This window comes from Bosea sp. 29B (genome assembly GCF_902506165.1).
Classification (GTDB): domain Bacteria; phylum Pseudomonadota; class Alphaproteobacteria; order Rhizobiales; family Beijerinckiaceae; genus Allobosea.
In genome coordinates, this window is sequence record NZ_LR733817.1 from 1,773,404 (window position 1) to 1,786,949 (window position 13,546).

Sequence of the window (13,546 nt, forward strand, 5' to 3'; positions counted from 1 at the left end):
CTTATTTCCCGACGGCCTTGCGGCGCTCAGCTGGCTCCGCACCACGCCAGCCGAGGGCCGGCGCGATCAGCGTGACGAAGTCGGCGATGATCTGGCGGTAATCCACGATCGAGAAGTTGTAAGGCAGCTCCAGCCGCAGCGTATCGACCAGCGGCAGGACCGGATCAGCGGCGAGCCAGTCGACGATCTCGGCCGCCGTGCCGACGAGATCGGGCGTGAACAACGTCCGGCGCTCGCCTTGCGGCGCGAGCGTGCGCGCATGCCGGCTTTGCGCATAGTCGCGATAGCGTTGGCGCGTCGCTGCGTCGGCGCTGTCGAGCGGCACGATCACGCGGCCGACCGCGACCTTAGGCTCGTCCTCGCCACGCCAATGAGCGCGGAACGTCTCGATATGACGGCGCTGCGCCACAAAGAAATCGTCGGTCTCCTCACCGGTGTTGAGATTGCCGACGAGCAGCTGGAAGCCGCTCTCGCCGGCCCAGCGAGCCGAGCGCAGCGAGCCGCCGCCATACCAGAGCCGCTGCCTCAGCCCCGGCGCATGGGGGCGCAGGCGCGGGCGATGCTCGCCGGCAGCTGAGGTGATGCGGCTGTCGGCATCGCCGAGCCAGTCGCCATCGAGATTCCTGGCGAGGCGGGCGACGCGGGCATGCGAGAAATCGTAAAGCCCCGGATCGGCATCGAAGAAGCGCTCGCCCAGGAGCTTGCCGAAAGGCGGCGGGCCGGCGCTCAGGCCGACATTGAGCCGCCCGCCGGAAAGCACGTCGACCAGCGACAGGTCCTCGGCCAGCCGGAATGGGTTCTCGTAGCCGATCTGGATCACGGCGGTGCCGAGCCCGATCCGGTTGGTGCGCTGGGATGCGGCCGCGAGGAAGGTCGCGGCAGAGGAGACGCCGGGTTCGAGATGGCGCTGGCGCACCCAGGCGCTGTCGAAGCCGAGCGCCTCGCCATGCTCGAAGAGCGCGAGCGTCTCTTCCAGCCCGGCGCGCGGATCGGCGTCGTCGTAATTGCCTGGAGTCAGGAAGGTGATGTGCCGGATGGCGAGCTTGGACATGGCGCTTCTTCAGTATTTCGGCAGGCCGGGCGGGTTGGTCTCGGAGCGGTCGAGCGCCTCCTCCTCCAGGCCCCAGCGCACCAGCGATGCCCGGAACTTGCCGTTGGCGATCAGCCCGTTGGTGGCGACGGTCAGCGCATCGACCAGGCCGCTGCCCTTGCGGGTGGTGATCGCGACATCCGACTTCAGCGGCCAGCCGGCGCTGAGCGTGCCGACGCGCCTGATATCCTTGTCACGTGCCGCGATGAAGACGAGCTGGGCATGCGGCTGGACGATGACGTCGACACGGCCCGAGCGCAGCGCGACGAGGCGGCCAGCCTCGTCGTCGAAGAGCTGCAGCTCGATCGGCTTCAGGCCCGCAGCGACATTCTGCTTGCTCCATTCGACCAGAATGCGCTCCTGATTGGTGCCGCCGCCGACGCTGATCTTGAGGCCGGCGGCATCCTTCGGCTCGCTGATCTGCGTGACCCTGCTGTCGGCCCGGACGAAGAAGCCATGCAGGCCCTTGCGATAGGTCGAGAAGTCGAACTTCTCCTTGCGCTGCTCGGTCACGCCGACATTGGAAATGACCGCATCGTACTTGCCGGACGCCAGCCCGAGCGGCCAGTCGGCCCAGGCGATCGGCTGCAGGTCGAGCTTGAGCCCGAGACTGTCGGCGACCAGCTGGGCGAAATCGGCGTCGGCGCCGACCACGGTCCTGGCATCGGTGGCATAGGTCGCGAGCGGCGGCCTACCAGGGCTGACCGCCACGGTGAGCACACCGGGTGTCACGAATTTGAAGCCCTTCGGGATGGCGGCGATCGCCTCCGGCTGCTTCTCGGCCCGGACTCTGCCGGGCTGTTCCGGCCCGAGATCGAACGGCGCCTGGGCCAAAGCCCGATCCTGCGTTTGGCCAAAGACAGCCCAGCCACCGAGGAGAAGTGCCAGCATGGCACGCGCTCGCAACATCATTGTCTTCCGTCTTCTCTAATGGACTAGACCGCAACGACGCCCGCCGCCTTCACTTCGCCGGCAGGCCGGGCGGGTTGGTGCGCGACTGCTCGATCGCCTCGGCGGCGAGGTTCCAGCGCCCGAGCGCCTTGGCGTAGTTGCCGTTGCCGATCTGGGCGTTGACGGCGTGGGCGATCGCCTCGGCAAGGCCGGCGCCCTTGCGGGTCGTCACCGCGATCTCGGCCAGCAGCGGCCAGCCGCCGGAGAAATTGCCGGCGAGGCGGGTCTTGTTCTCCTGGGCCGCCTTGAAGCTGAGCAGCGCATTCGGGCCGAGATAGGCGTCGGCGCGGCCGGTCTCTAGCGCGAGATAGAGCACGACATCGTCGTCATAGTACTGGACCTCGGCCGGCTTCAGCCCGTCCTTCACGTTCTGCTCGTTCCAGCGCAGCAGGATCTGCTCCTGATTGGTGCCGGAGCCGACGATGATCTTGAGGCCGGCGATGTCGCGCGGCTCGCGGATCTGGATCTCGTTGTCCTTCTTCACATAGAAGCCGAGCAGGTCCTTGCGGTAGGTCGAGAAGTCGAACTTCTCCTTGCGCTGCTCGGTGACCGTGATGTTGGAGATCGCCGCATCGTATTTGCCGGAGGCGACGCCGAGCGGCCAGTCGGCCCAGGAGACCGGGACGATCTCGAGCTTGCGGCCGAGCGCATCGGCGACGAGCTGAGCGATATCGGGCTCGGAGCCGACGATGCTCTTGGTGTCGCTCGCATAACCAGCGAAGGGCAACCGGCCGGTAGCGTTGGCGACAGTGAAGACGCCCTCCTTCACGAACTTGGCGTCCTTGCCGATCAGCTTGATCGCGGCGGCGTCGCGCTGCGCCCGCGGCCGGCCGGGCTGCTCGGGCGAAAGATCGATCGCCTGCTGGGCGAAGCCGAGCGAGGGGAGCAGCGCGCCAGCCGAGGCGGCGCCAAGAAGGGAGAGCGCATTGCGTCTGGTGATCATGACTTGGCTCCTTGGAAACGAGATTCAGAGGACCTTGGCGAGGAATTCGCGGGTGCGGGGATGGTCGGGCTCGGCGAGGACGCGGGCCGGCGGACCGACTTCGAGGATGCGGCCGGCTTCCATGAAGACGACCTCGTCGGCGACCTCGCGGGCAAAGCCGATCTCGTGGGTGACGATCACAAGCGTCGTGCCGGAGCGGGCGAGCTCCTTGATCACGTCGAGCACCTCGTTGACGAGCTCGGGGTCGAGCGCCGAGGTCGGTTCGTCGAAGAGCAGCACTTTGGGCTTCAAAGCGAGCGCCCGGGCGATGGCGACGCGCTGCTGCTGGCCGCCGGAGAGCTGGCGCGGATAGGCGTCGACCTTGTCGGCAAGGCCGACGCGGGCGAGCAGCTCGCGCGCCTCGGCCAGAGCCTGCTCGCGGCTGACACCGCGCACCGAAAGCGGGGCTTCGATGACGTTCTCGATCGCGGTGAGATGCGGGAACAGGTTGAAGCTCTGGAAGACCATGCCGACATCGACGCGGCGCTTCAGGATCTCGCGCTCCTTGAGCTCGTAGAGCGTGTCGCCGTCCTGGCGGTAGCCGATCAGCTCGCCGTCGATGGCGATGAAGCCCTCGTCGACGCGCTCGAGATGGTTGATCGAGCGCAGCAGCGTCGACTTGCCCGAGCCGGATTGACCTATGATCGCGGTGACGCTGCCCGGCCGCAGCGCCAGGCTGACATCGTCGAGCACCTTGAGCGGACCGAAGCTCTTCGAGATGTTGCTGATGCGGATCTCGCCGCCGGCACGAGGCGACAAGCTCGCCAGCGAAGGAGCGACTGCGGCGGACGAACCCGTCTGTGCCAGCGCGGCCTCGGTACGGCGCGCCGCGGCGGCGTCACGTGAGCGGCTGAAGCGTGCCAGCACCAACCCGATCAGCGAGGGCGGCGGATTGCGCAGCGCGCCACGCGAGTAATAGCGCTCGATATGGTGCTGGACGAAGGACAGCACGCTGAGGATGACGAGGTACCAAACCGTCGCCACCATCAGGAGCGGGATCACCTCGAGATTGCGCCGGTAGATGATCTGGATGGTGTAGAACAGCTCCGGCAGCGCCAGGATGTAGACTTGGGACGTGCCCTTCGCCAGCAGGATGATCTCGTTGAAGCCGTTGGGCAGGATGGTACGCATCGCCTGCGGCAGCACGATCCGCGAGAACTGGCGTCGTCGCGGCAGGCCGAGCGCGGCCGCAGCCTCGTGCTGGCCCTGGTCGACCGAGAGGATGCCGCCGCGCACGATCTCCGAGGAGAAGGCGCCGGCATGCAGGGTGAGCCCGAGCACCGCCGCGAAGAACGGCGTGATCAGCTGCGTCGTCGACCAGCTCGCGAAGGTGATCTCGGTGAAGGGAATGCCGAGCCAGACCGTCGAGTAGAGATAGCCGAGATTGTTGAGGATCAGCAGCAGCACGATCAGCGGGATCGAGCGGAACAGCCAGACATAGGCCCAGGACAGCGAGGCCAGCAGTGGCGAACCCGAGACGCGCGCCAGGGCAAGGCCGGTGCCCAGCAAGAAGCCCAGCACCGTGCCGAACAGGGTCAGTAGCAGCGTGCGCGCCAGGCCCGCCAGCACCGGCTCGGAGAAGAACCATTCGGCGAAGACGTCCCAGCCCCAGCGCGGGTTGGAAAGGACCGAATTCGCGACCGCGAAGATGACGACGACCGCGAAGGCTGTGCCGATCGCGCGGGCCGGATAACGTGCCGGCACGATACGGTAGCGGCTGAAATCGCGGGTCGGCGGAGTGCTATCGGCGCGCGTCGGCAGGCCCGCGAAATCGCTGGCGAGGCTCATGGCTGGGACTCGTTTTCTGTTTGCTGGGGTAAGCGGCGCGATCAGGCCGCGCTGGCAGGCAATTGCTCGGCCGGCGGCCGCAGCGTGTAGGCCGCGACAGCAAGATCCTTCTCGAAGGCGAGCTTCTTGTAGACCTCCGGATCGACAGCGGGGTCGAAAAGCGGCGTGTAGCCGGTGCTGAGGTAGAGGTCCCTCGCCTCGGGCTGGCGAAAGCCCGTGGTCAGGAAGATCTTGCCATAGCCCTGGCGCGCAGCCTGCGCCTCCAGCTCCTCGACGACGCGGCGGGCCAGGCCCTGGCGACGGAAGGCGCTGTCGGTCCACATCCGCTTCAGCTCGGCGGTCTGCGCGTCATAGCGCTTGAAGGCACCGCCGGCGATGGCGCGGCCATCACGCAACAGCAGGACGAAATTGCCTTCGGGCGGCGCGAACAGCGAAGCCGGATAACGGCTCATCTCGGCGCCGGGCGGCTCGCCGAAATAGCTGCCGTAGCGGGTGGCGTACTCCCAGGTGAGCTGCTCGACCAAAGGCTGCGCGAGCGGATCGAGCGGGGTGGTGTAGAGGAACTGGTCGGACATGGGACAGCCTCTCGGATCGCTGGGTTCTGAAAACGGGTTCTGCGGAGCTTTCAGCCGGCCTTGCGCGGCACGGATGAAGGAGCTGGACGCGCATAGCGGCTCTCGCGGCGCGGCAGGCCGAGATGGTCGCGCAGCGTCTCCCCCGGCAGGTTGCGGTCGTAGACGCCGCGCGCCTCCAGCTCCGGGATGACCAGCTCGACGAAATCATCCAGGCCCTGGCCGATCACCGGGAAGCCGAGGATGAAGCCGTCCGCCGCCTGCTTCTCGACGCGCTCGATCATGATATCGGCGATCTCCTTGGTGGAGCCGATCAGGTCAGCGCGCGGTGTCGCCGCCTCCAGTGCCGCCTCGCGCAGGGTCTGGCGCTTCAGGGCGGCGGTGCGCTTGATCCGATCGGTGGTCGAGCGGAAGCTGTTCTTGCCGATATCGCCGAGCTCCGGGAAGGGCGCATCGAGCGGATAGGCGCTGAAGTCGTGATGGTCGAAATAGCGGCCGAGATAGGCGAGCGCCTCGTCGATCGAGACGAGATCGCGGATCGCCTGGTACTTGTCCTCGGCCTCCTTGCGGGTGCGCCCGACGATCGGCCCGGCGCTCGGGAAGATCTTGACGTCGTCGGCGAGCCGCCCCTGCGCGATCGCACTGGTCTTGATGCTGCGGTAGAAGGCCTGGCCCTCCTCCAGCGAGACGTGGTTGGCGAAGACCGCATCGGCATGGCGGCCGGCGAGGCCGATGCCGGCATCGGAAGCCCCGGCCTGGAACAGCACCGGCTGGCCCTGTGGCGAGCGCTGGATGTTGAGCGGACCCTCGACCTGGAAGAAGCGGCCCTTGTAGCCGAGCGTGTGCAGCTTCTCGCGATCGAAGAAGCGGCCGGCCTTGCGGTCGCGGACGAAGGCGTCGTCGTCCCAGGAATCCCAGAGGCCCTTGGCGATGTCGAGATATTCATGCGCGATCTCGTAGCGCAGCGAGTGCTCGGGATGCGGACGGCCATAGTTGCGGCCCGAGCCTTCCAGCGGCGAGGTCACCGCATTCCAGCCCGCCCGCCCGCCAATTCGCCTCGCTCGACCTGATCTCGGGCGGGCGATGGTGAAGGGGTCGCTGTAGGAGGTCGAGACCGTGCCGACGAGGCCAAGCTTATTCGTCGCCGTCGCCAGCGCCGAGAGGATGGTCAGCGGCTCGAAGCGGTTGAGGAAATGCGGGATCGACTTCTCGTTGATGTAGAGCCCATCGGCGACGAAGGCGAAGGCGATGCCGTTTTCCTCGGCCTTGCGGGCGTTGCGGATGAAGAAGTCGAGATTGACGCTGGCATCGGCCGGATTGCTCGGATGGCGCCAGGCATTCATGTGGCTGCCGGGGCCCTGCAGCATCAGGCCGAAGGTGAGACGGGTCTTGCTCATGGAAGTCTCCTGTCGGCTCAAGCAGCGAGCGCCGGCGCATCGCCAGCGAGCAGCGTGATCGAGGCGAGGCGCTGGGCAGTCGCCGCAGCCGGCGTGTCGATGACAAATTCGGTGATGCCGAAGCGGGCGGAGAGCGCATTGAGCTCGCGCCGAATGTCTTCGGCGGTTCCGGCGAGGATGCTCGGACGGCGGATCTCGGTGGTGTAGGAGGCAGCGCCGGCCTGGCGCGCGAATTCGGCGGCCTGTTCCTCGCTGCCGAGATTGACGCTCTGGCCGGTGTCGAGCGTCAGCCTGACGACGCGCAGCGGGTCGGTCAGCGCCCTCGCCTCCTCGGCCGTCGCGGCAGCGAGGGCAGCGAGGCCGAACAGCGGTGGCTGCTTGGCTCCGGCCTTTGAATGGGCATCGAGACTGGCTTCGATCGCCTTCGGATCGCCGTTGAGCTGGCCGGCGAAGACGAAGCGCCAGCCGCGCTCGGCGGCGAGCCGGGCGCTGTCCGGGCTGGCGCCGAGCAGGAAGCGCTCCACTGGCGCAGGCGGCTTCGGCAGGGCCTGCGCGCCGGCAAGCGGATCACCCGCATCGAGCGAACCCGAAAGGAAGCCGTCGAGCTCCGCCAGCAGCACGTCGAAGGAGCGGGCGCCCTTGGGATCGTGCTGGACCCGCAGCGCCCGGGTCGAGAGCGGCAGGCCGCCCGGCGCCTTGCCGATGCCGAGATCGATCCGGTCCGGCGCCAGCGCCGCGAGCAGGTTGAAGGTCTCGGCAACCTTGTAGGGGCTGTAGTGCTGCAAGAGCACGCCGCCGGAACCGATGCGGATGCGGCGGGTGCGAGCGACCAGATGCGCCACCACGATTTCAGGCGCCGAGCTGGCGAGGCCGGGAAAGCCGTGATGCTCGGCGAGCCAGAAGCGGCGATAGCCCAGTCGCTCGGCCGCCTGCGCCAGAGCGATCGTGCGCTGCAGGGCATCGACAGCGCTCTCGCCGTCGAGGATCGGGCTCTTGTCGAGCAGGCTGAGGGAATAGGCCATGAGGTTTCTCGCCAGGGTCAGATGCCGCGCAGGCCGCAGGCCGTGCGCGCCTCCTCGGCCATCCAGCCGAGGCGTTCGTAATCGCCGCGCCAATAGACGAGTGCCGCATCGTCGCCGCCGAGCCGGACCTCGCGCACCCGGCCGATGACGATGGCGTGCGAATGCCGCTCGATCAGCTCCTCGACCTCGCAGTCGAGCGCAGCCAAAGCGCCTTCGAGCAGCGGCGCACCGGTGACGCCTTGCGTCCAGTTCGCCCCGGCATAACGCGCCTCGCCCTTCTCGCCGGCACGGCCGGCGAAGCGGTCGGCGATCTGCTTCTGCGTCGCGTTGAGGAAGTTGACGCCGAAGCTGCGATGGCGGGCGAGCACCGGAAAGCTCGACGAGCTCAGATTGAGCCCGAACATCACCGTCGGCGGCTCGGCCGAGAGCGAGGACAGCGAGGTGACAGTGAGGCCGGTACGATCGACTCCCTGCCCGGCCGTGATCACGCTGACGCCGCCGGCGAGATGGCGCAGCGCCGATCGGAAGTTCGGTGCCTCGGCTTGCGCCGACGCGGCGCGGCCGAACGAGCGGGAGGCGGATGCTGGAGTGACGAGCGAGACGACGGTCATGCAGGCCTCGGCTGGCGGGAGGACGCAGCGAGGCGCGCGTCGTCAGGAGACGACGCTCAGGCCGGGCGAACCGGGACGCGGACGCTGCTAGGGAATGACGAACTCGGCGGTCAGACCGCAGAACGAAGGATCAGGAACATCGCGGCTGGCCGCCCGATCGCTCAGGATCCAAGGCATTACGTGATTTCATCACCGCGTCTCCGCATTCGGAGCCCACGATTTCATCGTGGTGCTTTTAGCATTGTTGACGCGGCGCAAGCTGCTCCAGCAAATCCCGCGACCGGGCGCGGTTATCGGCGCTCGATACTGGCATTCTTCCTGCGAAAACTGGCAGGGTCAATGAAATGTCTTTTCAAAGATGCCGGCAACCGGAGGCGGAAGCGCCTGCGAGCGATGGCCGGGATGGGAGAATTCCGTTCCGCCATCCAACCTCCCGCTGGCGCGCGCTTCGACGATGCCCGAGCCGACATGGCCTGGCGACAGTCGGGTCGATCGATGGGTTTCGAACCGCCGGCGCCGCCGAAACGGCAACGCCCAAGGATAATGCGTCGAGCTACGGCCAGGTCACGACCTTTGGTAGGAACGGAGCGTCGCAAACAGCCGATTGACAGTTTTGCAATCGATTACATAATCACTTTCGAAGCGGCTCCGCAGAATGAGCCATTCTTGGGAGGAGCACCGATCATGCACATCGGCACCGTCGATTCATCGGCATTCTCCGGCGGCGCGACCGCGCTGCGGCTGCGCTGATCAGCACGCGTAAGCTCAGCCATGGTCCAGATCGGCTTCAACCTGTTGACGGTCGGCGGCTTCATCGACGAGGCGCATCTGCCCTTGTGCGAGCGCATCCGCGAGATCGGCTATGATGGCGTCGAGATTCCCGTGTTCGAGGGCGATGTCGGCCATTACGAACGGCTCGGCCGCCGGCTCGATGCGATCGGCCTTGCGCGCACCATCGTCACCATCGTCGCCGAGGACAGCAACCCGCTCTCGCCCGATCCGGCCATCCGCCAGAAGGCTCGCGAACGGCATCGCTGGGCAGTCGACTGCGCCGCGGCGCTCGGCGCCAGCGTCATCGCCGGCCCCTATCACTCGCCGGTCGGCGTCTTCACCGGCGAAGGGCCGCGCGAGGACGAGCTCGCTCATCTCGCCGAGGCACTGCACGCCATGGCGGACGATGCCGGCGAGGCCGGGATCGCGCTTTCGCTGGAGGCGATCAACCGCTTCGAATGCTACGCGCTGAACACGATGGAGGCTGCGAGCGCGCTGAAGGCGAAGATCGCGCATCCGAACTTCGGCTACATGTACGACACCTTCCACGCCAACATCGAGGAACGCGATCCGGTCGGCGCCTACGCGCGCTACGCTCCCGAGATCAACCACATCCATCTCTCGGAGAACGATCGCGGCATCGTCGGGCGCGGCCATGTGCCCTGGAGCGAGACGTTCCGTGCAATCCGCGCCACCGGCTATGATGGCTGGCTGACGGTCGAGGCCTTTGGCCGGGCGCTGCCCTCGCTCGCCGCGGCAACGCGCGTCTGGCGCGACCTCTTCCCCGATCTCGACACGCTGCTCACCGAGAGTCACGATTTCATCCGGCGCGGCTGGGCGCAGGCAGGTGCGGCATGAGCGCGAGCACGCCGGTCCTTTCGATGCGCGGCATCGGCAAGAGCTTCACCGGCGTGCGAGCGCTCGACGATGTCAGCCTCGATTGCCAGGCCGGCGAGGTCCACGCCATCTGCGGCGAAAACGGTGCCGGCAAATCGACGTTGATGAAGGTGCTGGGCGGCGTCTATCGCCCCGATGAAGGCGAGATACTGCTCGGCGGCCAGCCTGTCGCGTTCCGGCACCCGGTCGAGGCGCGCCGGGCCGGGATCAGCATCATCCATCAGGAACTCAGCTTGCTGCCCGAGCGCAGCGTCGCCGACAACATCTTCCTCGGCCTGGAGCCGACCCGCAGCGGCCTGCTCGACCGCGCCGCGATGCAGGAGGGCGCGCGCAAGCTGCTGGAGCGTGTCGGTGCCAGGCTGCATCCGGGCGCTCCGGTGAAATCGCTCTCGATCGCCGAGCAGCAACTGGTCGAAATCGCCAAGGCGCTGGCGCTCGATTCACAGATCATCGTCATGGACGAGCCGACCGCGGCACTCGACGAGCGCGATGCCGGCCGACTTCTGGAACTGGTCGGGACGCTCAAGCGCGAGGGCGCTGCGATCCTCTACATCTCCCACCGCATGGCCGAATTGAAGGCGATCGCCGACCGCATCACCGTGCTGAAGGACGGCAAGCTCGTCGCGACGCGCCCCGCCTCGGCGCTGACGCCAGCGATGATCGTTCGGCTGATGGTCGGGCGCGACCTCGCCGATTTCTTCCCGCCACCGGGTGACCCGGCAAAGCTTGGCCCCGTCGTCCTGTCGATACAGGACGCCGGCAACGCCATCCTCTCCGACATCGCGCTCGATCTGCGCGCCGGCGAGATCGTCGGTGTCGCCGGGCTCGAGGGCTCGGGCAAGGGTGCGCTCGGACGGGCCATCTTCGGTGACGAGCCCTTTACGCGCGGCCGCATGACTATCGATGGGCGGGATGGGGTGATCTCATCGCCGCGCGCCGCGATCACCGCCTGGATCGGCTTCCTCTCCGACGACCGCAAGAAGGAAGGCATCGCGCCGCAGCAATCCCTGCGCGACAATGTCCTGATGACCCTGCGCGCCTTTGCGCGCCGCCTGCTGCCGCCTGGATCCGGCGAGATGGCGCGCGCCGCCGCCGACCGGCAACTGACCGAGGTCGATGTCAGGGCGGCCGGCTTCGCGCAGGAGATCCGCGAACTTTCCGGCGGTAACCAGCAGAAGGTCGTGATCGGCCGCTGGCTGGCCCGCAATCCCAAGGTGCTGATTTTCCTCGAGCCGACCCGCGGCATCGACGTCGCCGCCAAGGCGGCGATCTATCAGCTCATGCGCGGCCTCGCCGATCGTGGCCGCGCCATCCTGATGATCTCCTCCGACCTGCCGGAGATCATCGGCGTCAGCGATCGCATCCTCGTCATGCACGAGGGCCGCATCGCTGGCGAGCTGAAGCGCGGCGCGAGCGAAGAAGACGTCATGCACCTTGCGCTCGGCACCGGCCATGCAGAGGCCGCAGCATGAGCGCCAGCGCTGACATCGCCGCTGCCCGCCCGGCGCGCGAATGGCCGATTGCGCCGCTGCTCTTTGCCAGCTCGCTGGCGCTCTATGTCGCGACGGCGCTCGCGACTGGCCAGCACGCCTATCTCACCGGCGAGGGTTTTGTCGGCCTGACTCAGCGCATGGTCGGCCTCGGCATCGTCGCGCTCGGGCAGACGCTGACCATCCTGGTCGGCTCGATCGACCTCTCGGTCGCCAACCTGATCAGCGTCTCCGCCGTGCTCGCCTCCTTCATCATGAAGGGCGAGCCGGCGATGATCGCCCCGGCTGTGCTGGCGGTGCTGGCGCTGTCGGCTGCGGTCGGCCTGATCAATGGGCTGATCATCGCGCGGCTCGACGTCAATCCGCTGATCGCGACGCTCGGGGTCGGGCTGATCCTGCAAGGCCTGCTCTCGGCCAGCTTCAGCAATTTCGCCGGCTCGGTTCCGGCAGCCTTCCAGGCCTTCGCCTATGGCCGGATCGGGCCGTTGCCCTGGTCGGTGCTGCTGCTGTTCGTGCTCGCCTTCGCAATCTGGCTGCTGCTGAGCCGCACGCGCTTCGGCGCCCATCTCTATGCCACCGGCGGCAACCGTGACGGCGCCCGCCTCGCCGGCATTCGCACCGAGCGCGTGATGATCGGCGCGCATATGCTGTGCTCGCTGATGGCCGGTCTGACCGGGCTCTACCTCGCCAGCCGTTTGCGCGCCGGAGCGCCCTGGGTCGGCCGCGACGGCGTCTATGATCTTGAATCGATCGCCGTCGTGGTGATCGGCGGCACCTTGCTCGCCGGCGGACGCGGCGGCGTCTGGGGCACGCTGGCCGGGGTCTTCCTGTTCGCCACGCTCGATGCCGTCTTCAACATGACCGGCATCGACGCCTTTCCGAAGCAGGTGCTGCGCGGCGCCATCGTCATCCTTGCGGTCGCCGTCTATGCGGTGCGCAGCAAGGGGCATGTCGCATGAGCGCCGCAGCCGCCCAGTCCGGACCGTCGACCGCGCTGCGCTTCGCGCGTGGCATCAATGTCGGCGTCGCCGTCTTCCTCGCGCTCTACGGCACGATCGCGGTGCTGCAGCCGAGCTATTTCGAGGTCGAGGGCTTCCTCAATTTCCTGCGCCGGGCCGCGCCGCTGATCATCCTCGCCTGCGGCCAGCTCTTCGTCATCGCCGGCGGCGGCTTCGACCTGTCGATGGGCTCGCTGGTGACGCTGAGCGTGCTCGGCGGCTCGATGCTGGCAGGCGGCAATCCCGACAATACCTGGTGGACGATCGGCGTGCTCTATCTGATCGGCCTCGGCGTCGGGCTGGTGAACGGGCTCGTCGTCACCCTGCTCAAGGTGCCATCGATCATCACGACGCTCGGCATGCTGCTCTCGCTCAACGGCGCGGCGCTGATGTGGTCTGGCGGAGCGCCGCGCGGCTATCTGCCGGAGAACTTCCGGGCGCTCGGACGCCTCGTCTATCGCGACGTCCCGCTGACCGGGATCATGCCGCTCTCGGTGATCATCCTCATCGTCTTCGTCGCCCTCGCCGCCTGGCTGCTGCACGCAACCGTCTTCGGCCGGCATGTGCTGGCGGTCGGCGACAATCCGCGCGCCGCCGAGCTCTCGGGCGTGCCGGTCGGCGCGACGCGGGTGCTGGTGTTCGTGATCTCGGCGCTGTCGGCGGTGACTGCGGGCATCCTGCTCGGTGGCTTCGCCGGCGTCTCGACCGCTGTCGGGCAGGGGCTGGAACTGCAGGCGATCGCCGCCTGCGTCATCGGCGGCGCACAATTGCTTGGCGGGCGTGCCAGCGTGACCGGCGCGGTCGCCGGCGCGCTCAGCCTGTTCGCGCTGTTCACCCTGCTCAACCTGATGGGCCTGCCGCAGCCACTGCGCGAGACCGTGCAGGGCCTGATCCTGATCGCCGCGGTGGCGTCGAGCGCCTGGCGTATGCGGCGCGCCTGAGACTGAGAGTTTTCGGAAGCGCGTGATCCCACGCGC

At 67.6% G+C, this 13,546-nt stretch carries 12 protein-coding genes; 4 read left to right on the forward strand and 8 right to left on the reverse strand.

What is annotated here, in order from left to right; translation table 11 throughout:
* Position 1: 1 nt before the first annotated feature.
* Genes GV161_RS08615 through GV161_RS08650 form a run of 8 tightly spaced genes read right to left on the reverse strand, consistent with a single transcriptional unit; the run spans position 2 to position 8,413 of the window.
* Entirely contained in the window at positions 2–1,051 is a 1,050-nt protein-coding gene (locus tag GV161_RS08615; protein ID WP_152015102.1) for an LLM class flavin-dependent oxidoreductase, read from the reverse strand.
* A 9-nt stretch (positions 1,052–1,060) separates the two neighbouring features.
* The gene (locus GV161_RS08620; protein WP_193219553.1) at positions 1,061–1,999 is read right to left on the reverse strand and encodes an ABC transporter substrate-binding protein; all 939 of its coding nucleotides are present in this window, start codon (positions 1,997–1,999) and stop codon (positions 1,061–1,063) included.
* A 52-nt stretch (positions 2,000–2,051) separates the two neighbouring features.
* The gene (locus GV161_RS08625) at positions 2,052–2,984 is read right to left on the reverse strand and encodes an ABC transporter substrate-binding protein (RefSeq protein ID WP_152015100.1); all 933 of its coding nucleotides are present in this window, start codon (positions 2,982–2,984) and stop codon (positions 2,052–2,054) included.
* 24 nt (positions 2,985–3,008) lie between these two features.
* Entirely contained in the window at positions 3,009–4,811 is a 1,803-nt protein-coding gene (locus GV161_RS31320) for an amino acid ABC transporter permease/ATP-binding protein (RefSeq protein ID WP_152015099.1), read from the reverse strand.
* 41 nt (positions 4,812–4,852) lie between these two features.
* Positions 4,853–5,386, reverse strand: a complete 534-nt coding sequence (locus GV161_RS08635; protein ID WP_152015098.1) for a GNAT family N-acetyltransferase — start codon at positions 5,384–5,386, stop codon at positions 4,853–4,855.
* A 50-nt stretch (positions 5,387–5,436) separates the two neighbouring features.
* Complete coding sequence (locus GV161_RS08640; protein ID WP_152015097.1) at positions 5,437–6,780, reverse strand: LLM class flavin-dependent oxidoreductase; 1,344 nt, start codon at positions 6,778–6,780, stop codon at positions 5,437–5,439.
* Positions 6,781–6,797: 17 nt separating this feature from the next.
* Positions 6,798–7,802: an MsnO8 family LLM class oxidoreductase gene (locus GV161_RS08645; protein ID WP_152015096.1), complete on the reverse strand. Its 1,005-nt coding sequence runs from the start codon at positions 7,800–7,802 to the stop codon at positions 6,798–6,800.
* A gap of 17 nt (positions 7,803–7,819) precedes the next feature.
* Positions 7,820–8,413, reverse strand: a complete 594-nt coding sequence (locus GV161_RS08650; RefSeq protein WP_152015095.1) for a flavin reductase family protein — start codon at positions 8,411–8,413, stop codon at positions 7,820–7,822.
* A 771-nt stretch (positions 8,414–9,184) separates the two neighbouring features.
* Between GV161_RS08650 and GV161_RS08655 the strand changes: the two genes are divergently transcribed.
* The 4 genes from GV161_RS08655 to GV161_RS08670 are packed head-to-tail and all read left to right on the forward strand — an operon-like array spanning position 9,185 to position 13,510.
* Complete coding sequence (locus tag GV161_RS08655; protein ID WP_152015094.1) at positions 9,185–10,042, forward strand: sugar phosphate isomerase/epimerase; 858 nt, start codon at positions 9,185–9,187, stop codon at positions 10,040–10,042.
* The gene (locus tag GV161_RS08660; protein WP_152015093.1) at positions 10,039–11,553 is read left to right on the forward strand and encodes a sugar ABC transporter ATP-binding protein; all 1,515 of its coding nucleotides are present in this window, start codon (positions 10,039–10,041) and stop codon (positions 11,551–11,553) included. Before GV161_RS08655 ends, GV161_RS08660 begins: the two co-directional genes overlap by 4 nt.
* The gene (locus GV161_RS08665) at positions 11,550–12,530 is read left to right on the forward strand and encodes an ABC transporter permease (protein WP_152015092.1); all 981 of its coding nucleotides are present in this window, start codon (positions 11,550–11,552) and stop codon (positions 12,528–12,530) included. Before GV161_RS08660 ends, GV161_RS08665 begins: the two co-directional genes overlap by 4 nt.
* Positions 12,527–13,510, forward strand: coding sequence for an ABC transporter permease (locus GV161_RS08670; RefSeq protein ID WP_152015091.1), 984 nt, complete (start codon positions 12,527–12,529; stop codon positions 13,508–13,510). The genes GV161_RS08665 and GV161_RS08670 overlap by 4 nt, the downstream gene beginning before the upstream one ends.
* Positions 13,511–13,546 lie beyond the last annotated feature (36 nt).

Bases quoted from the DNA above. Each gene is read 5' to 3' on its own strand.
- GV161_RS08615 (WP_152015102.1), bottom strand. From the start codon at position 1,051: ATGTCCAAGCTCGCCATCCGGCACATCACCTTCCTGACTCCAGGCAAT.
- GV161_RS08620 (WP_193219553.1), bottom strand. From the start codon at position 1,999: ATGTTGCGAGCGCGTGCCATGCTGGCACTTCTCCTCGGTGGCTGGGCT.
- GV161_RS08625 (WP_152015100.1), bottom strand. From the start codon at position 2,984: ATGATCACCAGACGCAATGCGCTCTCCCTTCTTGGCGCCGCCTCGGCT.
- GV161_RS31320 (WP_152015099.1), bottom strand. From the start codon at position 4,811: ATGAGCCTCGCCAGCGATTTCGCGGGCCTGCCGACGCGCGCCGATAGC.
- GV161_RS08635 (WP_152015098.1), bottom strand. From the start codon at position 5,386: ATGTCCGACCAGTTCCTCTACACCACCCCGCTCGATCCGCTCGCGCAG.
- GV161_RS08640 (WP_152015097.1), bottom strand. From the start codon at position 6,780: ATGAGCAAGACCCGTCTCACCTTCGGCCTGATGCTGCAGGGCCCCGGC.
- GV161_RS08645 (WP_152015096.1), bottom strand. From the start codon at position 7,802: ATGGCCTATTCCCTCAGCCTGCTCGACAAGAGCCCGATCCTCGACGGC.
- GV161_RS08650 (WP_152015095.1), bottom strand. From the start codon at position 8,413: ATGACCGTCGTCTCGCTCGTCACTCCAGCATCCGCCTCCCGCTCGTTC.
- GV161_RS08655 (WP_152015094.1), top strand. From the start codon at position 9,185: ATGGTCCAGATCGGCTTCAACCTGTTGACGGTCGGCGGCTTCATCGAC.
- GV161_RS08660 (WP_152015093.1), top strand. From the start codon at position 10,039: ATGAGCGCGAGCACGCCGGTCCTTTCGATGCGCGGCATCGGCAAGAGC.
- GV161_RS08665 (WP_152015092.1), top strand. From the start codon at position 11,550: ATGAGCGCCAGCGCTGACATCGCCGCTGCCCGCCCGGCGCGCGAATGG.
- GV161_RS08670 (WP_152015091.1), top strand. From the start codon at position 12,527: ATGAGCGCCGCAGCCGCCCAGTCCGGACCGTCGACCGCGCTGCGCTTC.